Source organism: Pseudoalteromonas peptidolytica, from assembly GCF_012641745.1.
GTDB classification, from domain to species: Bacteria; Pseudomonadota; Gammaproteobacteria; order Enterobacterales; family Alteromonadaceae; genus Pseudoalteromonas; species Pseudoalteromonas peptidolytica.
This window is the reverse complement of sequence record NZ_WEHZ01000015.1, coordinates 1-21958: the sequence shown is the minus strand read 5'-3', so window position 1 is coordinate 21958 and position 21958 is coordinate 1. Positions and strand designations below refer to the sequence as shown.

17 protein-coding genes are annotated in these 21958 nt (G+C 43.7%); 1 reads left to right on the top strand and 16 read right to left on the bottom strand.

Annotation, left to right across the window (positions count from 1 at the left end):
- Positions 1 to 26: 26 nt before the first annotated feature.
- The 16 genes from F9Y84_RS11245 to F9Y84_RS11170 form a co-directional block, all read right to left on the bottom strand.
- Positions 27 to 236 carry a hypothetical protein gene (locus F9Y84_RS11245; protein WP_125251867.1) on the bottom strand — a complete coding sequence of 70 codons (210 nt, stop codon included), beginning with the start codon at positions 234 to 236 and terminating at the stop codon, positions 27 to 29.
- A 157-nt stretch (positions 237 to 393) separates the two neighbouring features.
- Positions 394 to 1020: a hypothetical protein gene (locus tag F9Y84_RS11240; RefSeq protein WP_147390439.1), complete on the bottom strand. Its 627-nt coding sequence runs from the start codon at positions 1018 to 1020 to the stop codon at positions 394 to 396.
- A gap of 146 nt (positions 1021 to 1166) precedes the next feature.
- A complete protein-coding gene (locus F9Y84_RS11235) occupies positions 1167 to 2054 on the bottom strand; it encodes a hypothetical protein (protein WP_125251869.1) in 888 nt (295 codons plus the stop codon).
- Positions 2055 to 2057: 3 nt separating this feature from the next.
- Positions 2058 to 2483 (bottom strand): hypothetical protein, encoded by a 426-nt coding sequence (locus F9Y84_RS11230; RefSeq protein WP_147390438.1) that lies wholly within the window; start codon positions 2481 to 2483, stop codon positions 2058 to 2060.
- 94 nt (positions 2484 to 2577) lie between these two features.
- Entirely contained in the window at positions 2578 to 6381 is a 3804-nt protein-coding gene (locus F9Y84_RS11225) for a DUF4815 domain-containing protein (RefSeq protein ID WP_147390437.1), read from the bottom strand.
- 42 nt (positions 6382 to 6423) lie between these two features.
- Positions 6424 to 7635: a hypothetical protein gene (locus F9Y84_RS11220; protein WP_147390436.1), complete on the bottom strand. Its 1212-nt coding sequence runs from the start codon at positions 7633 to 7635 to the stop codon at positions 6424 to 6426.
- Positions 7636 to 7652: 17 nt separating this feature from the next.
- On the bottom strand, positions 7653 to 10679 hold the full coding sequence (locus tag F9Y84_RS11215) for a DUF4815 domain-containing protein (RefSeq protein WP_147390435.1): 3027 nt from the start codon (positions 10677 to 10679) through the stop codon (positions 7653 to 7655).
- A 280-nt stretch (positions 10680 to 10959) separates the two neighbouring features.
- Positions 10960 to 12579, bottom strand: coding sequence for a phage tail protein (locus tag F9Y84_RS11210; protein ID WP_147390434.1), 1620 nt, complete (start codon positions 12577 to 12579; stop codon positions 10960 to 10962).
- A gap of 17 nt (positions 12580 to 12596) precedes the next feature.
- A complete protein-coding gene (locus F9Y84_RS11205) occupies positions 12597 to 14039 on the bottom strand; it encodes a hypothetical protein (RefSeq protein WP_147390433.1) in 1443 nt (480 codons plus the stop codon).
- A 16-nt stretch (positions 14040 to 14055) separates the two neighbouring features.
- The gene (locus F9Y84_RS11200; protein WP_125251876.1) at positions 14056 to 14424 is read right to left on the bottom strand and encodes a GPW/gp25 family protein; all 369 of its coding nucleotides are present in this window, start codon (positions 14422 to 14424) and stop codon (positions 14056 to 14058) included.
- Between the two features lie 66 nt (positions 14425 to 14490).
- On the bottom strand, positions 14491 to 14802 hold the full coding sequence (locus F9Y84_RS11195; protein ID WP_125251877.1) for a PAAR domain-containing protein: 312 nt from the start codon (positions 14800 to 14802) through the stop codon (positions 14491 to 14493).
- A 43-nt stretch (positions 14803 to 14845) separates the two neighbouring features.
- A complete protein-coding gene (locus F9Y84_RS11190; protein WP_147390432.1) occupies positions 14846 to 16204 on the bottom strand; it encodes a hypothetical protein in 1359 nt (452 codons plus the stop codon).
- 119 nt (positions 16205 to 16323) lie between these two features.
- Complete coding sequence (locus tag F9Y84_RS11185; protein ID WP_147390431.1) at positions 16324 to 18204, bottom strand: hypothetical protein; 1881 nt, start codon at positions 18202 to 18204, stop codon at positions 16324 to 16326.
- A complete protein-coding gene (locus tag F9Y84_RS11180; RefSeq protein ID WP_147390430.1) occupies positions 18201 to 18941 on the bottom strand; it encodes a phage baseplate assembly protein V in 741 nt (246 codons plus the stop codon). Before F9Y84_RS11180 ends, F9Y84_RS11185 begins: the two co-directional genes overlap by 4 nt.
- Positions 18941 to 20095: a hypothetical protein gene (locus tag F9Y84_RS11175; RefSeq protein WP_147390429.1), complete on the bottom strand. Its 1155-nt coding sequence runs from the start codon at positions 20093 to 20095 to the stop codon at positions 18941 to 18943. The genes F9Y84_RS11180 and F9Y84_RS11175 overlap by 1 nt, the downstream gene beginning before the upstream one ends.
- 234 nt (positions 20096 to 20329) lie before the next feature.
- On the bottom strand, positions 20330 to 20881 hold the full coding sequence (locus F9Y84_RS11170; protein WP_125251882.1) for a hypothetical protein: 552 nt from the start codon (positions 20879 to 20881) through the stop codon (positions 20330 to 20332).
- Positions 20882 to 21325: 444 nt separating this feature from the next.
- Here F9Y84_RS11170 and F9Y84_RS11165 point away from each other — a divergent pair, with 444 nt between their 5' ends.
- On the top strand, positions 21326 to 21598 hold the full coding sequence (locus F9Y84_RS11165; protein ID WP_147390428.1) for a helix-turn-helix domain-containing protein: 273 nt from the start codon (positions 21326 to 21328) through the stop codon (positions 21596 to 21598).
- The last annotated feature ends 360 nt before the right edge of the window (positions 21599 to 21958 follow it).

Sequence of the window (21958 nt, the reverse complement as noted above, 5' to 3'; positions counted from 1 at the left end):
TTGCCACCTTTCCAGCGCCTACTTACTTAACCTCGAGGGCTTGTAGGGTAGAGCTTACGTAGTTCACAAAGCTCAAGGTCATGTCGATAACAGCAAGAATTGCTATATTCGATTTCCCAATCGGTCAGTGTTTTTTCTGTTGCAAAGAAAAAACGACGATTTTCAAATTTTTCTAGGCTACAACCTTGCATTTTCATGAACGCAGCTAGCCCTAAACGGTGTGTTGAGATCACCATATCAAACTCCTAATTAATCATTTTCGCTATTTGTCTCACTCACAGCTAGCATTCGCGTTTACCATCACCATGGGCCGTAGTCTCTAGCGTGCACTTTTGGATGCTCGCGTTACACCACTGCTCTAACATCTGGCGGTGGTTTGAACGCCTTCAAATCTCATCGATACAGAATGTAGATACCGTAGATCGGACGTTCTGTATCTGCGGGGTCTTTGCTTTGAGGCATCGATAGTTTTGCTCGTAACGAACTTGCACCATTGGGTATGTCAATTGGCGTGTCTTGAGCAACGACATACCAACTGTCAGTGTTATCAAGAGACACTTTTACAATTTGATCTTCATACGATGGGATGGTCGTAATCAAAAGTTGATGGGCTTTTCCATCTGGTTGACTGTCACTGGTGATGTTTACACTATTGGTGACCAGCTCTGCGTTACTTTGATTAATATGCATGACCGCATCATATGGTCTTATTGTACAATTATGGCTTTCTTGCCCGTTTACTTCATTACCCTCTTTAAAGGTGAGTAGGTTTAAATAAGGTAAACCTGAAATCAGTGACAAGTGAGTTGAATAGCTGACGACGACATAAGGCCGCTGCAACAGCTCTCTTTTACGTAATGAACTCTCTAAAAATTCTTTATCAACCAATGTCTTACTGTTGAATTTTAATGTTCCGTATTGATCCGTACGAAAACTGTCTAACACATCTAGGTTACTATGACGGTGATCGCGACTGCCTGTTTTAACGGGAACAGTTATCGTCTTTCTATGTATGGTCATCTTTAAATGATATCCAACTTACAAGTCTCATTCTCTACTATTGTACAATTTTAGCTAATTCTAAGGCGATAGTCACTGCTGAAAAATACCTAGAATTGCATATTTATTGCAGTATGAAGGCTTTTGTACTGCCTCCCAATACATTACTAATTATGTACAATAACATATCCGTTGAAAGCACGTTTCATTGACGCCCCAGCACTAGGGTTATAGATAAACCTCAGGGTAATATGATCACCGCCCTTGGTGAAAATAACGCCTTTGTTAAACGCTTCCCAAGTTGTGCCGCCATCTAAACTGTATTCGATGTTCAGGCCTTCAGTGTCGGGTAGCATTGCGATATGAACTGCGTTCCCGTTTGCAGCATCAAGCAAATGATGGGTTACCGTCGTCAAAACCGGCGCACGGCGTCCCCCAGCAGACATATCAACCTTATAGGGGGTGTGATCAATACCAGAAGAACTATCAATATTGATCCCCTCGGTTGTTTGAAAATCATCAATGATAGCATAAGCGAGATCGTACTTTTGGGCTGCAAAACTTGCGTACGCTCTAAGTAACATGGCGTTGGTATTGCCATTACCACTTGGAATAATATGGTTGAGCGAATCAGGATCACCAATTTTTCCTGTGGTTTGCGGTGTCGATGCTGCAACTTTTTTAACGTTAGGGTGACGTTCTCGCGCTGCTAGCTTTGCGTATAAAGCTTCTAATTCTGAAAGTATGGGATACTTTATACTAACACCCGCTTTGAGTTGCATGGGGCTAACGAGGCTGTTGTAGGTCATTAGCATCCACCAATACTCGGTATGGCCATACAAGCGGTATGAAATTAATGGCGGGTTGCCCTCATCTTCAACGATTAAATACGTACCGGCCATCGGCAGCTTTTTTATCGCTGCAAACATATATGAATCTAAGACATCATATACACCGCCCTGTTTTCCTGTTTGTTCGGTACGGTGCTTAAAGGGCATGAATTTTTCAGCTGAGTAACGGCGCTCTGTTTCTCTTTGTATGTCAATATAAAACATGCGTTATTCCTCTAAAACTAACCAACCAAAGTCAACCGTGATCTGTATCGGGTCGTCACTGGGGTTGGCGATGTGCCAATAGAGTTTGTTATTTGGGAACTCATCTTTGTTGATGAGTGTCGGGTAGCGGTTATTACCCCAGACAGTGCCGAGTGTGTCCCATACCGCGCCCTCATAACTTAAGTAACTTGGGTAAGCTAAAAACTCAAAAGGATTTGGGTCTGAAAAGTCTTTTTTACCAAATATCCTGATCAAGCATGGCGCGCTGACCTCAAGCTTGGTGAGCGTGATTGATTGGCCCATTTTGACGCTTAGGCTTTCAAACTGTTTTGGCGCTATGACTCCTGAGGTGAGTATATCTTCACGACGATATGCGGCACCACCGCCACCGCCGCCCTTGAGGATTTTAAAGTCGTTCAATAATGCCATGACAGGCCTCTGTGTTTCACGTTGTGGCTTCTAGACAAAAAGGGGCGCTCACTCAGTGAGACGCCCCAGTTGTTGCGTTGCTCGGGGCTTTATATTAGAAAGCCATTGCACGTAAGTTTGATACTACCGGTCGGTTAAGTGCCGAGCCATTAAGTACTAACTTTATTTGCGTTGAGGTATGCTCAAAGTTCTCTTTCGTGTAGGTATACTCAGTTCTGTCTATACCAAGCGCTTTTTCATCAGGGGATGTCATTTCAATCCAAGTGATGTTACTGGCACTTGGATCCACAGCGTAAAATACTTGTACGCTTGCATCACCTTTAAATTGGCCTTCAAAGGTAACTCGCAACGTTGACTCGGCAGCGCCAGTCATAAAGGTACGTGTACAGTAGAGGGCTTTAGATGCTTGTGAGCCAATCATCATCAGCGCTTCTGGCCACATTAATGGTGATCTATAGTGACTGTCTGACGATAAACGCGCAGAAACATTAACTTTACCCGTAAATGAGTTAGGCAAGCGGAACGGCACATTCTCGTCGAGTTCGTAGGTGACATTCTCTTCCGTCGTAAAGTTGATCTTAATGTTTGATTTATCAGAAGGGCGAATTGCACCACCTGCTACCATTAAATCAGACAATTTTTCAACTTCGAACTCGCCAAAATTAATCTCTTTTTCTAAAGAGGTAAATTCAGCTCTGAGTAAGCGGAATGTTAAATCTGCTTTTTGGTGTGGCGTCCAAGTTGTTGCGTTGGATGACGATAACATGACACCAATTTGGTAAGCTTGCTCCGTGATCACTTTTTGCTTCTCGTTGACACCGCCTAGCTCTGCAATCGCCATTTCGTGGTCAGCATCATCGGTTAATACAACAAAAGCATACTCCTGGCCCGCTTCAATATAAGTTGGGTCAAAAGTCAGGCGTGTCCAGCCATAATCCTCAGGTTTGCTATAAGATTGCGGTTTACCATCGATCAGGGGATCTTCTTTAGAAGCATAAAGTCCACTGTCGTATTCAATTAACTCGTCAGCATTTACCCGCACTTCAGCTAATGTTTTATCTGGAATACCAACAGTCGTATTACGTAATTGCAGCACGAGTTGCTTAGCACCGCGTTTAGTAATTTTAATATCGACCCCTGAGATAAAGTGGCTCTCATTAAGTGTGAAGGTTTGCGCTAATGGATCCCAGCGTTGGAAACCTCCAGAGAACTTAGTTTGCCACTCCTCTGTTGTAATGGTGCCCTTACCCGTGAATGACGCTTCTGCTTCAGTTGGCTCGCTGCCACCAATACCTGTGCCTTTCACTGTTACTGCTTTTCGACCTGCAGGGTACGTCTCTTTTGGGATCTTAAACTTACCTTTGAGTACGCCAGAAGCGTCTGCAATCGTCGGGGTACTGCCATCAATAGAGACGACTGGCAATACGTCACCATCAAAGGTTAAGGCTTGAATTCCTTCCCCTTCCAACATGCCTTCTAGTGTAAATTCGACGTCCAGCTCCCGTAAAAACTCAGCGGCACGAGAAGTTGAGCCTACTTTTTGTGAAGTTACATTACCTCTAAACTTAAAGCCATATACCCCATGGTTTACAACAGTACTATTAAGCGGCGGACCATCTTTTAGTTCTATTTTACTTTCTGTCCAAATATCAACGGCAGGGATAAGCGTCATTTTTGCCGGAATAGGTTTAAACGCCGAGTAAGGGTTTACCTTCATACTCCCCGTTTTTTCAACCTGCTCGACAGGACGTCCCTTATCAATGAGTACCGTATGCTGATAATCAAGAGTCCATGGTTTGGTTTCTTTAGATGTATTTAAAGAGTTTGGTTTCATATTAATAGGCAGCACAAGCTCTTCACGAGCAGGATTTATTTGTGCTATTTGTTCAATACCATCCACTTTATTGCTTGTTAGATTCGATTCTAGACCTCGGTCACGCATGTCGTCATCCAGCATAGGATCAACGAATAATCCATGAGTGGCTGATGGTGCTTGGCGACTTGTATCATTTTTTAAGCGCTCTAATGACACCAAATCGTATAAGTCAACAATACTTTGCTGCATCTTATTTAGATCGCTCATATGTACTACTTTTACACCATCACGCTTAACATCAGGTTCTTCCCACCAAGTGTGATAAATTTCAGCAAGAGATAGCACGTTGTCAGGCAGCGCTGGAGATGCTGGTTTGGCGAAAGGTGATGATACACCACGTTTCATTATCAACTCACCATCTTTGTTTAAATACAAACGGTCGATTCTAGGTACGCGCCATTGGTAGTCGATCTGAACTTCTGTACCAGGCACTAGGCTTGTTTCGAGGCCATCTGGAGTTTCATCAGTTGTAAATGATTTTTGGATCTCTATTGCTTTACGGTCACCGGAAATACTCACTGCATGGGTGATCTCTTCATTGTGATTTAGGTCAACATAATACGAATCCTGAGGACCAGGAACACCGTCAACAGAACGCCATTTTATCGTCGAGTTACTTTCTTGGTTACCTAGAAAGTCCCAATGTGTACCTTCTTCAAAGATAACTTCGCTTTCGCCAGAACCAATGTATATCTTTTCAATTGAAGTAACAGCACTTACACCAAGCTGGTCAATACCTTCAGTAGTACGGATTATTTTTTTGTTGCGTAAACTCACTTCACCATAAACAACTTCAATTTGATATACAGGACCAAAGTCTAGGTCTAGTCGGTTTGTATTCTTATCGGGATCATTGTTTGGGTGAAAAGCTATTCTTTCACCTTGCGTCAGGTAAGTAACTGCATTGTTTTTGAAGCGGCTACGTTTATCGTGGCGTAAATCAATTTCTCTGCCGCCGACATGGGCACGACCACTTGAGATAACAAATGTTGTTGAATCTTTCAGTGGGTCGGTGAGATCACCATCTACATCGGTATTGAACTCATGTAAGCGCACATCAAGGCCATTTACAGCATAATCACCATGGGCATCCACATCATAGCGCACAATTTGTGCGACTAACTCTTTGGCTTCATCGGATAGTAGTGCTTCCTCTTCCAGTAGTTTACCGTTAGAAACCGTATAGACAGGGTAGAAGTCGCCCACATTATCTTGCGCATAATCGAGTCCCCACTTGACTGACGCGTCTGGAGAAGTAAGCTCTGAGCCACCGACATTCTCTGCGCCTGAATTATCAACCCAGACACCAAATTTAAAGGTAGCATTGTGGCTCGCTGAAATTGGCTCAGCAGTTTGCGGCACGTATAGCACGGCACCGTTGATATAGATTGCAGCAGCATCGGCGCGTAGCTTAATATCATCGCCAATCGGCTGTGACACATGCAATGAACCGCCAGAGAGTAATTGGCCGTTACGTAGTAGCGCGTTACCTAGACCCTTAACCCACTGGGCAATAGCAGAGATTAATTTAGGGTGGGCGTCGGCATCCATGTTATGGTCATCAATATCGAGTGTATTTTCATATTTAAACTCAAATAACTCTGAGATATTAATGTTGGTTAGTGTTACCACAAGGCGCAGTGAAATTGAGCCTTCAAAATAATACGTTAAGGCGTTTGAAGGTTGACCAAGCGCCAGTAGAAACGGTTCTTCAGCTGGAATGTTATCGTCTTCGCTGACGCTACCATAAAGATAAACTTCACCGATATCCATATCTTCTGTAGTTGCATTCGGAGGAATATTACAGACGAATTCGATAGAGTTTTCACTGATCACACGTCGTGATGTTATGGGGGCTTCATACCAAGTTTCGTTGGTAGACTCGCCATCGCGTGACGAATTTAAATCACCTTTTGTTGCACTGATAGCAAAATGTGTTGGGTTAATGTTCCAACCTTGTTGGTTGGCTGCGTTAATCGTCTTTGATAGACCTTCGTTCGTTATGACGCCAATAACTGCCATTTCAATTTTCCTTTATACAAGTCTCATTCGGATGTGTGTGAGTTAAACTACGGTCACACGTAAAGGGCGTACGCGCGGTACATCATTTGCGGTACCTTCAAGTTCTAGCTTAATGCGTATAGTTTCACCCGAGATATCATTTAATTCGTAGCGTCGCTCGCTAAAACCACCGCCCAGCGACATTTGCTCTACTAATGGCAGTTCCAGCCATTGTGAACCCGTTGAGTAGTACGCTGTCACTTTTGAGTCAAGGCCTGTCGCAGCATCAAATCCAACACGAACATCGACATGCTCGCCTAAGCTGATGTGACGGGTGATATAAATACCTTTTTCTTTTACACCAGCACCCACCATAGTAATCGGTGCCAGAACTTGTGGAGTTTTACCTTTGGTGCCTGATAGCTCCACCTTGACCTTCGCACGACCTGTTACCTTCTCGCCTAGGGTGATTAATGAGCCTTCTTTCAAGCGCACTTCACGATTGCTCGGCAAGGTCATCACGAGGTTAACGTCGGTTTCTGCATCTTGGCGCATGGCGTTAAACTGTGTTTGCACCAGATCTGCTTCATACAAATCAAACTCGCCCAAGTTATAGTTTCTTGTGGTTGAGGTAAACTCAGCTTCATGCAGCGTAAAACGTAGGTCAGTTTTTTGATGCGGCGTCCAAGTCACGGCATTACTTGAGCTCAATAGCACACCAATTTGAAATGGTTGCGCTGTTACCCATGCGTCAGCTCTTTCGTCATAGTCGCCTAATGTGGCCACTTCAACTTCATAGTTCGGATCATCAGACATCAGCACAATACAGTATTCAACACCACGCTCTAACAGCACGGGGTCAAAGGTAATGCGTGTTGCAGTGTTGTTTTGTGTGGTGATCGTATGAGCTTCAACACGTGTGCGACGTAATACAGTTTGTGTCGGAATGCCGTTTTCTGTCGTGCGTATGTCCACAGTTAGTGCGGTTTCACCTATTTTGGTAAACCAGACATCGGCTGCGGCTAGATACAATGTACGATCAAAAGTAAATGTTTGTGCTAATGGGTCGTAGCGCGTAATTTGTGTTAGTGATGTGGTGATCACATCTTGTACTTGGGTAACCTCAGCTTGCCCGTGTCCGGTAAAGGTCGTCGCTGCGCTGCTATTTTTGTTACCTTCCACTGTTACATCATAGGTACCCGCGGGCACATTTGATGGAATTTGGAATGAGCCGCGTACAGCCCCGTTGTGATCTGCTATCAATGTGTTAGACATGTCTCATTCTCTCTTTATTAGCCTAAGTTGCCATGGTTTGTGTGGCTGATAACCTCAGCACGGTTTTGTTGGCTAAATGAACCCAGACCCCATGAACAAGGACGTCTAAATACCGCTAGGCGGGAGTCCTTACTTAAATCAATCAGATATTTAGATGACGCTTTTAGCTCACTTTCTCCAGCCTCGCTAGTCCAACATTCAATGATGTCACCTTGACGGCGCACGCGGACTAACATCCCTTCAGGGAATGCTGACCAAGCCGCCCCATTATTGTTACGCACATCGGTATTTTTTGAGCGAGAAATCTCAGTGGCATCGGCTGAGCGATAATCTTTAATAATGGCCCAGCGCAAATCGTTCTCGCCTTTGTCTTGGTTTCGAACAGCACTGAGGGTATGCTCTTTACCGTCAACTTTGATCCGAGCAATAACGATACCCATGCGGTCATTGTCGTTATCAAGGCCTGTGAAACGGGCGGTTACATCAAAGTTATCAAATGTATTGGTTGAAAGCAGCATTGCCCAAGAGGTTGAATTAAATCGATATTGAAGATGGCCGTTCGATACAGACCACGCAGAACTTTCATTACCAACTTGCCCATTAGTAGAAGGGTTGCTGCGCTCCCAGTTAAGGATTGCATGCTGTGCGCCTTCAAACAGTGGGCGTGTATCTAATCGTCTGTTGTCGCCAATTAGCAGTGTTTTGTCAACCGCTGGGAGGCCGTATTCACCAACAGAATCTGTTACATCTTTGCTCCCAAAGCGAATATTTCTTACCGCTTCACCTGGCTTAAAGCCTTGCAGGTCAAAGCTAACGCGCAGACTACGTAAGTTAGGCAAATCTTCTACACGCATGGTCGTGGATGAGCTCACATTTCGAGAATTAGTGACTGTGGCAACACTACCACTACCAAAACGCTGTCTGAAATCAGAGGCGCGCATACGTTGACGCGACGCAATGACGGTACGGCTAATGGAAGTTCTTAGGTTTGTTTGTACTGTCCAATTATCGATCGCCGGAGAAATTGTCAGCTTCGGTGGAATTGGGTCAAATGCCGCATATGGATTGACCTTCATGGCCCCTGTACTGGCATTTTGAGAGACAATTTCTTTTAAAGTATACGGTAAGCAGGCTAGACCCTGTGGTGCATCTTCTTGGCTGATTGACTTGGTATCTATGGTATTGACATCAAATGCCAAGGTGAGCTCTTGGTTCTGTGCATCGACCATTGCGGTTTGTGTAGCGCCACCATCACGATAGTCATCGCTGATGAATGGGTCAACAAACATACCTTTTGTAGTACGTGGATCGTCCGAGTTCGCAAGGCGTTCAACGCGCTCAACAGCCAACATATCAAACAGTTGTGAAATATGGTTGCGCATTTCGTTTAATTCGGACGCTTTGAGTGCCACCACGCCTGAGTCTTCGATCTGAGGGTTAACTCCCGCAGTCCAATGGTGGCGAATTTCAGCAAGCTGTAGGGCGCCGGCCGGTACTGCTGGGGTAGTCAATGAACGAGTGTCCCCTTTGCCTTTAACGCGTTCTATTTGCCCTGTGCGATTTAAGATAACCAAGTCTTTTCTTGGTAGCAGCGTTTCATAACTGACTAAGAAATGGGAATCTTCGACCGCATCTTGCAATGTAAAACCGGCTGCACTGATGTCGTTGGTGGGCACTGTTTCTGTTTTGGTAAATTGGACTTCGATGAAATAGTGCGCATCCATCGTAGGCGCTTGAGTTCCACTTCTAGACCAGTCTATAAAAGATCCAGATATGTCAAAGTGTACGCCTTCACGGTATTGTCGGCCGTCACCATATACGGCGATTATTTTAGTAGGGTTTTCTACAACAAAGTCACGTGTAGCGCTAAATTGGCCTCTTAGCACTCGGAATACTTGCTGTTTGGTGTAATCAACCCTAATAGGCTTATCAGTTGCAACGGGTTGCTCAAAAAGAGATACACCCATAATTCCCTTAGCATCAGGCTTAAATGTATGTCGCTCGGCAGCAACCGGCGCGGTATCAGGGTCAAAGTACTCTTTTATCTCAACGGTTTTATGTTGTTTTATTTCTGTGCCGTCGATATGGGCTTTGCCTTCAGAAACTTGAATAACATAAGAACTATCGTCGGTTTCGGTTATTGTTGCTTTTAGACCATTGACCACATAAGAGCCATTAGCATCTCTGTCATAACGAACAATGGCGCTAGACACTGGCTCTTGTACAATTTCACCTTTTACAACCGTTTTGAGATAACCATCTTCGACAACATGAATTTCATAGTAACGTGTGCCAGCGCTTTGATGGCGAGTGCCCCATTTTAGCGTTTTCTCTTGTGTGTCTGTATCGGTTGAGAGCCAAACACCCACTCCCATCACGCCACTCAAAGGTATGATAACTTCGCCCGCAGGCACCGTGTAAAGTACGCCCTTGTGGTAAAAACGCGCTGAATCTACTTTGCATCGTCCTGTTGCACGATCAATATACATAGAGCCACCACTGGCAAGCTGACCATCCACTAGGATAGTTTCACCCAGCGCTTTAATTTGATCGGTGAGCGTGCCGAATAATTCTTGGTGAGCGGTTGCATCGGTGTTATGTTCTTCAATCGAGCGATGGCCTGTGTATTTAAATTCAAATACTTGTGATGCTTGAATATTGGCAAGCGTGACGTGCATGCGCAGCGTGATAGAGCCATCTTTAAAATAAGTGACGTTATCGCTTGGGTGACCGATCGCCAGCAAAAACTCCGACCCTTCGTCTGGATTTTCACCGAACAGGTAAATCTCTTTGATGTGCTGATCTGTTTCGGTTACCTGTGGAGGTATTGTACAAACAAACTGAATGGTATTTTCAGAAACCACAGTTTGATCTGTGATGTGTGCGTCATACCAAGTGACATTTGTATCAGTTCGCTTTGCACTCAACTCCCCGTCTTGTGCCGAAATACCAAACCGTGTTGGGAAAATCGACCAGCCCTGGTTCGATGATGCCTTTACAGCTTCGGCAAGACCTTTATTGGTCACAATGCCTGTTATAGCCATGGAATAATCCCCTCAATTTTCATTTTGGTGGCGTTTGGGATAGGCCACCTACAAGTCTCAAGACATAAGTCTGTGTTAATACTACCACTGTTGTACAATGTGGCGCTAGCGTAAAGCGAAAAGGAGTGAAAAAAGAATATAGACTGTTACTCTTGCTTCAAACCAATTAGCGAATTTGTCTCAGTGCTACCATGTGTTATCGTCATGATTTTATGTACGTACCATAGAATCTAACATGTTAATTCTGATGCTTTTTATTCATTCACAATACATGATTCGGCTAGTCTGGCGGCACACTGTGTATGTTACCCGAAAACTCTCGGTCCAATTGTCCGACTATCATGCACATTAAAGGTGAAGGTAAAGAGCTTCTAAGTGTCTGTGCTACTATGCCTTTTGTGCCTACGATGTTGGCATTAAGTGTGACTGTAAGGGTTTGCTCCTGTTCTCTTTCTTTCGTGTAGCCAAGCAAATCTTGATGAACCAAGCCAACCACACTGGTAACGATAGGGCTGACAGTGTAGCCATAAAATTGACTGAGTCCGACACCTGCCATGCCAAACAACACGCTTGTTGATGTGGCACCTGGAATTTCTCGGTCTGTGAGCACGTTGACGGCTGTGTTAATTTCTGTACTTACTGAGCAAGTATACTCTTGTACAATACTCGTCATGGTGGCTAAGTACTCACGCTCCAATAGACCTCTGACATCTAGCATCACTGGAGAGGCGACACTTCCTTCGAGCGTATGATTTGCGCGATAATGCACCCCCAACACCAGTGGTGATTGTACTGTCCCATCGAGGGTTTGATGAGGTAGAATGTTGTATGCGGTGCGTAGTTTTTCATCAACAAAATTGATGAGTAGTGCAAAGTCACTCATCACTGGGTAAACGTATTGACGCAAAAAGAGTCTCAGTGCTTGCAGTGCATTGCCTGTCAACTTATCGTTGCTTTTGGTCAGATCGACTTCCACGCGATAGGTCATTTCATCAGCGGTTTCGCCTGTCGGATCATCTTCCCACCACTCAAACAGTTGTACGTATTCTTTAAGCTCAAGCAAATCGAGCATCAGCTCAACCCCTTTTCTGGAGCCTTTTAGCTGGTGAATGGCCGTTAAAAATGAGCGCACCAGTGCTACATCTAGAGGACTCATGTTCAACGCATCGGTGAGATATTGATACCCGAACTCAGAAATAATTTGACTGTTTCGGTTGCGACTTAGGTCAAGGTCTTCTTGGGTGTATTTTTTGCCTTGAATAACCCACTCAAACCCTTCGGCAGCTGATTGAATTCGGTACTTAAAACCCGGTTCTAACGCATACAAATCGGAGTTTCGTAAGTCGTTGAATTGGTATACTAAGCCCAGTGTCTCGCATTTGATGGAATCAATTGGAACTGGATGGCCATGAGACAAACCCAAATACTCAAAACGTACAGGTGCAGCACACTTTATTTCATATAGGGCATTTTCTTCGAAATAGCCCTCTTTCATGTTGCGTTGTAACGGTGTAATTTGCTTGATGTATTCGACTGCCTCATCGGCAACGATGTGGCTGATGGGCTCTAGTGATAGTGCTTGTGCGATGAATTGATGTGTACCTGTGCCAAAACTCAATTCAGCGACTTGTCGTTTAATCAGCGGTTCATCCATGTACACACTGGGTTCAATGATGGTGTCGTTTGGGTAACCTGTGATTTGAAATATGTCTGAGGCAGGTTGTTTGGCTAGCACTAAGTAAGTGGCGTACTTATCCCTAATTGCTTCCAAATGTTCTTGAACATTGTTTGTCCGCTCAAAATAGATATGTTCTAGGGCGTCGATCACGTCTTTAAATAGCGGCTTATTTCGCAGCTTTTCCGGTACTAACCCTTGAATATCAATAAAAGAATTTTGCATCTCACTCTCCATATGCACTAACGCTGAGCGGGACCTGAAGTCGCTTCAAAGCTTTTACTTGAGTCATATAGCGACACACGTGGCATGAATTTGAAATACTCACTCCAAGCAATGTTAAGTGGTTGCCATTGCTCCAGTTCTTCATCGCTGATATCGGGGGCTGGGAGCACCTCTATGCGCACGGCCTTGGCGTAAGGGAGATCAGCTAGAATGGCACTTTCTACGTCAAAAGAATCTAGCTTTAGACCTAAGCGGTTTTCAAATTGAGCCAAAGATTGGAGCACATCGATATCAATCGAAGAGGGGAGTTGATTACCTTTTTTAGGGATGATCTGTACTTCTAAGATCACTTCTACAACACGACCACTTACCAATACTGGCGGTGTTACACCCATCGGGCGATTTTCTTCCGGTGCGACCTGTGCTATTACGTTTTCTTTTTCTGCTTCGGTGAGAGGCTGCTCGGTGTCAATAATGTAGGCGATCATTTGCTTTGCTGAATCTAAATCTTTAGCTCGTACATCTATGGCATTTGGGAGCACTTCAGTGATGCGCTTCATATAGTCGTGACGGCCTCTTATCACACGCCCGGTTTCGTGGCGAAGCGGGCCTTTTACCTGTATCTCGCCGACGGTATCTGGAGCTTGATAGCGACTCGCGATCGCCACGTTCTCTAACGTGCCGACTTCTAGGTTAATATTGGTCAACTGCACGCGCTTGTTTTCATGCAGTTGAATATACAGTAGTGACAATTCATATCCGGCCCTGAACTTATCGGTATCTGCTAGGTAGTCATTAATAGCCATTACATCAATGGAACCCACCGTGTTGGTGATACAAACATATTTGCCATTGATCAGATCTATGACATCTTCACTGTGCGGCACGGCTTTATTGTTGAGCTTTAATTCAAAGTGCTCGCTGACATTTTCTTCTGTAAATCTAAATACTTGCGGTTTAGAGGTAGGCAATATGATAGATGTTGTGGCAAGTTGTCCAATGGCAACATCGATTTGTGTCGGTAGTGCATTTTCACTGTTTGGCGGAGAAATCGTATAATCTCCCAATGAGAGTAAATCATATACGCCAGACTCATCTTCGTATTCACCGACTTTGTCGAACTTTTTGATAGTGGTGACACTTGAGGTGTAAATGGATAAACGCAGGCTCACGTTGCTACCACGATATGCAGAGTAGCCAAGAGGCCCCGCGATTGCGCGAGCTGAGCTTTCTAAATGAGTTTCGTGTAGGTATGCTTCTCGTCGATTTGCAAGTGCAGAATATGTGGTAAATGAACCGACTGCAGAGAGTAATTCTAGAATAATTTGCCCGGTACCAAATTTGTAAAAGTCGCGCCAAGCACCATCGGTTTCGGAGTATTTTTCTTCTAATTTGCCGGTGAGATCGTTCAGTATTTGTTCGTAGCTGAACGAGTCAGGCTGGATCAAGTCTTGTGACATGGGGCATTACCTCGTATTAATCTTTGGTCTGCAGTTTTTTTGTGAAGGTAAAGGTTCTATCACCTAAGCCTTTGATACTATAAAGTAAGTTCACAGAGTAAATATGCTCGTCAGGTATCATCTCCACGTTTAAAGACATGATAACGACGCGTGGTTCAAACTGGGTGATGGCATTATTCAGCCTGTGTTGAATATTAAAAGCAATCTCGTCATCCATTATTTCAAACAATAGATGTTCAATATCCATCCCGTATTCTGGATGGAATACGCGCTCACCGAGACGTGTATTAAATAGGTTATTTAATGCTTGCTGTACGGACTCTTCGTCAGAGACGAGATGTTCAGTAAACATATCACATTGATTAACGTCACTATATAACGCCATTTAAAAACTCCAATATCTAGTCTCATTAGAAGCACATTGTACAATTTATCTGATTGGCGCGTTTATCTAGGCCGTTTTGACTTTACTGGCACCTGACACTATGACGCCAATATTACACCCTGTCACCAAGTCAGTGATCCGAGCATCATTTTTTTTCTCAGCCCTAGTAAACCCTGACGCTGTGACAATAACGCCCTTGTGACCACATGAAGATGAGGTAATATCGCCGAACCGTGCTTTTGGTTTACCCTGTGCAATGACGGTCTTTGCGCCTCGGCGTAAAATTGTCCCTGTCATTGGAATGGGGGTTGGGTGACATACACAAATGCCAACCCACCTGTCACCTAGTCGCGCGTTGTTTAGTGCTGGTAATACCATAATAAACCTCTCGTAGCGGAAAGTTAATAATATTGTACAATAATCACTGAGCGTCTACTCTGGAAATCAACTCAAACTGAATTTCTTGGCCAAATGTAATTAAGCCAAGCTCAAGCTCTGCAAACTCGGCTCTGTCAAAATGGAGTTGATCCCACGGTGTGTCAGTGTTTACCTCTCTTGCCAGCACGCTGAAGCCTGAGTCATCGCTGATGAGTTTCAGCTCTACTCCTTCTATTTCTGACCAAGTTTGAAACGATTGGCCGCTGCTATTATCTTCCAAAGGTACGTAGTCGGTTGGTGTGTTGAAGGTGACTTGATCAACAGCCACACTCATTACGCCGCCAATGCCTCTTTTAACAATACTGATCAGTTGTTCCTCATGGTCATAGCCTAGGCAAAAACCGGCAGCGTATCGATGCAGCGCCGTGCTTTTTAGATGCACGGTTAAACTCCCTCGCCAATCTGGATCGTTAATATCATTATACAAATAGTATCCGCGCCGATAGTAGCTCGAATCACTCAGCACCACTTCGTTTTCGCCGAGCCACTGCCATTCACCACGCAAAGCGCGCCAGCTATGAGATGAAAAGTCCACTGACGGGATTGGCTCGTTAGGCTGCACCGAGTTGTTAGCGACAAAGCGTTCAATCTCGGTCTCTAGTTTTTGCTGTGCAGGCCCACTAAGCGCTTGCTTTGATTCAATCAATCGCTCTGAGAGTTGAGAGGCATGTCTTGCCTTATTGGTGGCCCAGAGTCCAATGTCTTCATCGTCAATTGAACCGTCTTCAAGTCCTGCTTGGAGTTGCTGAATATTAAAATAATTTTGCTTTATGTCTTGACTGTAGGTGGCCACAGCAGTGAAGCAGTGCTCAAATGGAGAATTAGGCTCCGTGAGCTGGCCTATTTCCATCATTAGTTGCGCTAAATGCTGCATGGCGGTTGACAGCAACTCATTGACTATTTTTGCAAAATAGAGCAGCTCTTGAGCGATATTTTTTAATGAATACAAAGTATTACGAATGTTCGCGAGCTGCGAAGCAATAGCATTACAATCAGACAGTTGGGTAAGTTCGAAAAGCGGCGCCCGTAGTGGCTCGAAATACTCCCCGTTGGCAATTGAAGCAAATAAGCGGCTCATTCCGCCAATCGTTTGATAAAGAAATTCGTCATTGGATACCTCTACCGCGCGTCCATTGGTGCTCATGGCAGTGTAAAATGTGCCCAATTGGCGCATTTGCGACTTCATGTCGTTGCTGATTGTATTAATATCTGCGATGAGCTGCTGTCGTGTGTTGACAATACTGATGTCACAAAGCGTTTGTAAATCTGGATGGGCGTTCAACACTTGTGTGCTTAGCTCATTTAAGCGCTGGCTGATGCCATCAGGTAGCTGATCCGTCATAGTCGTTTCTCAAGTCTCATTTAAAAAGCGTAATTATGCTAACATCGATTTTGCTCGCGTATGAGCAGCTTAATTATATATTGTACAATAGTGAGAAGGGAGGATAAATCCTCATTTCATTAGTTCTCAGTAATTTTTGGTGCCTTCAATGCGATTTGTGTGCCTGCATTGTGTGTTTCTGTTTTGCCTGTTTTGTAGCTAAGATTTTTGCCAACTTTATAGTTTGCATTTTGTGCTATGCGATAATCGAGGTTCTTACCCACGTTCATAAAGAGATCTTTATCTATGACCCAGTCCATCGAGCCTGTTACGTGCCAGCCCCGTTTGGTTTTAGCAAGACTCGATGAGCCGCTGCCACCTTCAAGTAGCATAAATCCGGTATTACTCACATTAGCTGCGTTGACTTCACTGAGCATGTGGACACCCTTGAGAGACAGTGCCTTACCGAATTTATCTTTACCGATAGTGCCCATCGCTGCAGAAACGCTACCTTTACCTGAAAAAATATTGCCAGAACCTTGATAGTGGCCACCACTGATAGTGAGATCGCCGCCCACGGTATTACCTTGTAAAGTAGTGTTTGCACCATCAGCAACGCTAATGTTTTTTCCTACGTTGACACCACTCATTGTTAACGAGGAGGTTTTGGATGCGGTTAATGACTGGCTTAAAGATCCGCCCTCTATGTTCAAGCTGCCTTGGTTGAGTAAAATATCAGTATCTGAGCTGGTTATATTTACCATCGATAGCGCGCTTGAGCACTTGGTTAGGTTTAGGGCATTGGTGTCACCTTGCACTTTACCGCCGTCAATGCGCACAATGCTCTCTGTTATTGTGTACGCTACTTTTTGGCTTTTTACGTCGCTATTGTAACTCAACAAGGAACTGTTGTTGGATAATATGATTGCAGTGTCGCTCCCTGAAGCTTCCAAATTGGCATTGTGTAGCTCTACTTTACAGGCTGTCCCATCGATAATGCTTTGGGTCGCTTTTATCGAAGCATGCTGCACCTGCAACACTCCGTTTTTACCCGATAACACATTACTGGCGCTGCATTGCGTGTTGTGACCGATATACACTTTGCTATCGTCACAGCCTGACATGATGCCACTATCGGCTGATGAGTTAACTTTGATAGTAGAATTGATCGCCGACAACACTGGACCTTGCAGATCTTTAAAGAGCCATTTATCGACTTCTAAATTACTTGAATGCAGTGTAATGGCAACTTGGTTGGCGGACTTGGCAACAGTTGCACCCGCATTTATCTTTGCGCCATGATGTTGGGATAATATATGGCTACAGTTGTTGAACAATATCGCTTGGCTATTGTTCATAGTGAGGTCAGTACCATGGAATTGAAAGCGACAGTGTTTTGAGTTTTTGGCAAAAAATGTCCCCACAGGCAGTACTTTGGCATGAGGTCCCATGGAAAAGCTCATGGTAATGTGCTCACAATCCAATACATTATGCTCTGTGATCCAATCCTTAGTTTGTAACATAGTGACGGCCCCAAAGCGGCATTTAGACATGTTGCCGTTCCAACTAGACAGGCCATTTAAACTGATAAAAAAGTGCTCGCTGTCTTTGATGTTTTCTAATGTGCTATCAATGAAAATAAAGCGGATCTTTGCATCAGGACTTTGGTTTTTCATTTTCCCTTGAATAGCGGCAATAGAGCTATTACGCAAAATAATAGTTGCCGGCGTTTCATAATTTAATGATTGTATTGTACAACCATTGAGTTGATAGGTGCCGTCTTTATCTATATTTAAATTACCGGCTTTACCGTGCAAACTGAAAGTTGGGTATTTAAGTGAACGCTCAGTTGCAAATATGGGAGCTGAGCTTTGTTGTTCGTTAAATATTCCTGTTGTCAGATGATCAATGGCGTTACCTGTTTCAAGCTGTGCAGGCTTGAGATCGGCAGGGTAGGGATTGTTGTCAATGACACCCGCTTCTACATCCTTACGATGCAGTATTCTGTTGGGATGTGTCATGATTTATCTCCTTTTGGATTGCCTTGACCTATGATTTGATTGATTATATTTTCAAAACCAATGCCATTTTGTGCCGTTGCGACATCCACTCCGTTGCTTGCTAGCAATGAAATAGCATCCGCACTGTTGATCATCAAAGAAGGTGTATTAAGAAAGATACCGCTTTTAGTTATAGTGAGTTCAACCCCCGCAAAGCTTGCATAAAGCTTTTGGTTTTCTCTATCAAACTCAACTAAGGTGCCATGTGGATCGCTGAGTAAAGTGACACTGCGTTCATTATCGTTAAATGTCTGACTGCCATCTTGCTGACGCGACTCCTTAAATGATAGACCTGGTGCGTGACTGGTAATAGATTTATTGCCATGAGCATCTGCTTCGCCATATCGGTGAGGATACTCGCTTTGAAAATCCGTTGGGCGCGTTTGGCGGTTACTGACGCGCCAACGGTATACCGGGTGGTAGATACTCTTTTCTGGAAATTCAACTAATACCGTAGAGTGTAGCTCTGGTACATACATGCTGCTGCCAAACGCATTATTGCCAAGGTGTGCGGGTAATTGAGGATAGCACCAAGGTAAATCATCGATATCGATAAACTTGCTATCCATGAGGCCTTCAATAGAAACTTTGACTCTACCTAACATTCTGGGGTCTTTTACATCAACCACAGTCCCTTCGTATTGGCGTTGAAGGGCATTTCTCGGACGTAGCCAATCAGATTGTTTTATTAGCCCCATCAGCGTATCTCTCCAGCAATATCTTCATGAGTTTCACGGCTAAGCTCAACGGTCGTGACGATGTGATTGTTGGCAAATTTGCGACTTAGTTTACTGATAATATATAAACCTGTGTGGGTCTCGTCAGTGGCAGCATTGGTGCTGTCTGGCTCTAAGAAAGAGACAAGATCCAGTACGCGCATCTGTGGATGTAGTTGATCAGAATACGAAAGCGTTACGGTGACGGTACTAAATAGCGCCAGCGATGTGATGTTTTGTTGATGTGCATGCCAGTATTTGGGGTGCACATTGTCGTTCAGCCATTGCGGTGTGCCGCGCCTACCATCGATATCTGAGCGTCGCGGAAATAAATTTGATTTGGTGAGCTTTGGAGTAGGCATTTCGAGTAACTCCTCGTATTCACCCAAGTCCCTATCAGTGATGTCTACTCGATTGCCATAACCTAACCAATGGTTGATAAAACCACTATTGGTATTGATTGTATATTCACCGCTATACCAAATGTTTTTGTCGTCTGCATTGTCCTTCACGTTTGGTAAAAACGCCCAATTAGGCTGTGCTTTGCTGACCAAGGTTTTTAAATCTCGAATACGAAAATCTCCGTTGGTACAAGGAGCAAGCATGAGCATAGAGTCTGGTAAGTTAGCATGAAGCCAGATGTCAGAAATAAATTTTTTATCGGTATCATTTGGTTGCAACCAAACTTGTCGGTCTTGTGACTTAGCGAGATTGCTATCTACCTTTTTGAAATGCGTGTTGGCAATCGTGGTAATTGCTTCTATTGCCGATTTTTCTTTTAGCGCCCTTTGGCGATGCTCTGCCAAATAGGACATTGCCGCATAAATTCCGGTAAATTTAATAAGGTAGTGGCTCGCAATGCGCTTTACCATGACGTTAGTGACTTGAAATGACGTCACAACCCCATCACTGTCATCTTCGTTGCGACGAAACATGACATTGAGTCTATTACCTTCGTGAAACAAAGCCCTGACTTTTTTATCACGACAGATCAGCGTTGCGCTGATTGTTGGTAAGGCGGTACCTACGGTCTCTATCATCTCAATTTCTTGGATATCTAGGTTACCTTGAGAATCGGCCAAAGATACACCGCCAATTTCGAGGTTTAACTCGTATTGACCTTCAATTTTCAACATACTTATCAAGTCTCATTAGGTGCTGGAAAACCAACTGTGTGAATTAATTCGTCTGTATGCTAGCTTACTGCGTTGAATAAGGATAGTAATTTATATTGTACAATAGTTGTTGCCAAGGATCACCTGTTTCAGCTTTATTATGTCAGTGAATAATAATTGTGTTTGGTGTCGACCTTGATGTTAACAGGTATAACAGAGAGCGGCTCAACAAGGGCTTTTCTCTGCTGTTTTTTATTATAATCCGATATTAAAAGCGAGGCAGTTTCTGACTATCGCTTGGCCTTTTTTACCGACAGATGGTTGATAATGTCGGATAAATGTTTGCGCTACTTTTTTCAAAAAGTGATTTTGCAAATCATTCTCTGGTAGCCACTTTGCTATGGGTACTATGTTTCCCTGTGCATTATCTTTATAAAGTAAAATAATGGCAGATGAAGCGAGACCATGCTGATCGCACACAAACTCACTCAGATGTTGTTCATGGTTTGTCACAAGCGCTACTTTGTAACGTGTGTTAACAATGTTAGGAGCGCCATTAAACGCGGTTAATATATTGAATAATAGCGCCTCATAGTCTTTTAAAAAGCGCTCCTGAATAAGACCTTTTAAGGCTCGTGTATAAGTCACATTCGTGTGCTGTAAACTAGAGTCAAGCTGTGATTGGCTGTCACGTTTAATGGTCGAGATAGGAAACACGTTGTGGTGGTTGTTAACCTTTAGGGTAGCGTGCTGACCAGCGAGACTTGTTAGCATACTTGATGTATTAAGATAATCTGATTTATACATAGAGATTGTACTCCTTTCTCAGAGTTGTTTTATTTCACCAACTAGAGCGCTACATCTCGGTTTGGCGCACCAGTTGGTAGCAAGTGGAAGCCTATATGAAAAAAAGTTAAAGAATCCATGATTTTTGAACTTTTTTAATTGAAACATAGTGTTGGGCTTTCCATTTACTTATGTTACGTGTATTCTTCGACGCGTACATGGTAAACCTGTTTTCTTTGGTCTTGTGTTTTTTAGAACGAAGAGTGTGAGCAGTTGCTGACCTCTTTGAGACATATAGTATGTCCTCTAGTTCAGATAAATAAGGCTACAGAGATAGATTCAGTTATGTTAATCTACCTATGTTAATTAGAGTTAGCTTAAATGTTATCCTATTTATTGAGCTGAAGGTGTGCTGAGTGTAAGCATTGGAACGCTAGTAGTGGTTTTTATATACTGGAGAGCCTTTTGAAGTACCAATTCACAGGGGATGATTTATGGAGACTCCGAAAGTGGATGCGTTTGACGCAGGCTCAAATGGCTGATCTAGTCGGTATCTCTAAAAATCATTACTGGACCCTAGAAAATTCAATTACTGAGACTGTCGATCATAAGTACGTAGGTATTTGGTTAAAGCAGGCTGGGCTAATTAAGCACAGTTGGTGGCAACCCTTTTTGGAATTAAAAGAGTCAATTGGTGAGCGGCCGATCCGTGCGCGTAAAAAAGACAACACGCTGTGACCGCCTTATTCATAAATAATGTTGTACAAAAACCAAATTAACCCCGCTTTTACCTGTGCTATTGTGGTTCGATATATTAGGCATATGTGTTTTATTTAATTTATTTGACTTGTAACCTTAAGAATATTTTGATGGCTAAGAATATACGTAAACAGCTTAAAATAATTGTTTGTTATGATACTCTTAAAAACGTGTCTGGTGGTAGTGGTGGTGATCAACTTCCAAAGGAAGTTAGCGCGAATTCAACTCCGAAGTGCACCACTCGCTAAATTAAGCTGCTTTACGTACTTTGCGTAATTTATTGAATACAACAGCAGGCTGTTTATACCCTAAACACTTTCTCGGTCTGGCATTTAATGC

Excerpts from the sequence above, each read along its gene's own strand:
- F9Y84_RS11180 (WP_147390430.1), bottom strand. The coding sequence starts at position 18,941 with ATGGGGCTAATAAAACAATCTGATTGGCTACGTCCGAGAAATGCCCTT.
- F9Y84_RS11235 (WP_125251869.1), bottom strand. The coding sequence starts at position 2,054 with ATGTTTTATATTGACATACAAAGAGAAACAGAGCGCCGTTACTCAGCT.
- F9Y84_RS11245 (WP_125251867.1), bottom strand. The coding sequence starts at position 236 with ATGGTGATCTCAACACACCGTTTAGGGCTAGCTGCGTTCATGAAAATG.
- F9Y84_RS11200 (WP_125251876.1), bottom strand. The coding sequence starts at position 14,424 with ATGGCGTTATATAGTGACGTTAATCAATGTGATATGTTTACTGAACAT.
- F9Y84_RS11225 (WP_147390437.1), bottom strand. The coding sequence starts at position 6,381 with ATGGCAGTTATTGGCGTCATAACGAACGAAGGTCTATCAAAGACGATT.
- F9Y84_RS11185 (WP_147390431.1), bottom strand. The coding sequence starts at position 18,204 with ATGACACATCCCAACAGAATACTGCATCGTAAGGATGTAGAAGCGGGT.
- F9Y84_RS11175 (WP_147390429.1), bottom strand. The coding sequence starts at position 20,095 with ATGTTGAAAATTGAAGGTCAATACGAGTTAAACCTCGAAATTGGCGGT.
- F9Y84_RS11230 (WP_147390438.1), bottom strand. The coding sequence starts at position 2,483 with ATGGCATTATTGAACGACTTTAAAATCCTCAAGGGCGGCGGTGGCGGT.
- F9Y84_RS11170 (WP_125251882.1), bottom strand. The coding sequence starts at position 20,881 with ATGTATAAATCAGATTATCTTAATACATCAAGTATGCTAACAAGTCTC.
- F9Y84_RS11215 (WP_147390435.1), bottom strand. The coding sequence starts at position 10,679 with ATGGCTATAACAGGCATTGTGACCAATAAAGGTCTTGCCGAAGCTGTA.
- F9Y84_RS11220 (WP_147390436.1), bottom strand. The coding sequence starts at position 7,635 with ATGTCTAACACATTGATAGCAGATCACAACGGGGCTGTACGCGGCTCA.
- F9Y84_RS11190 (WP_147390432.1), bottom strand. The coding sequence starts at position 16,204 with ATGACGGATCAGCTACCTGATGGCATCAGCCAGCGCTTAAATGAGCTA.
- F9Y84_RS11205 (WP_147390433.1), bottom strand. The coding sequence starts at position 14,039 with ATGTCACAAGACTTGATCCAGCCTGACTCGTTCAGCTACGAACAAATA.
- F9Y84_RS11240 (WP_147390439.1), bottom strand. The coding sequence starts at position 1,020 with ATGACCATACATAGAAAGACGATAACTGTTCCCGTTAAAACAGGCAGT.
- F9Y84_RS11195 (WP_125251877.1), bottom strand. The coding sequence starts at position 14,802 with ATGGTATTACCAGCACTAAACAACGCGCGACTAGGTGACAGGTGGGTT.
- F9Y84_RS11210 (WP_147390434.1), bottom strand. The coding sequence starts at position 12,579 with ATGCAAAATTCTTTTATTGATATTCAAGGGTTAGTACCGGAAAAGCTG.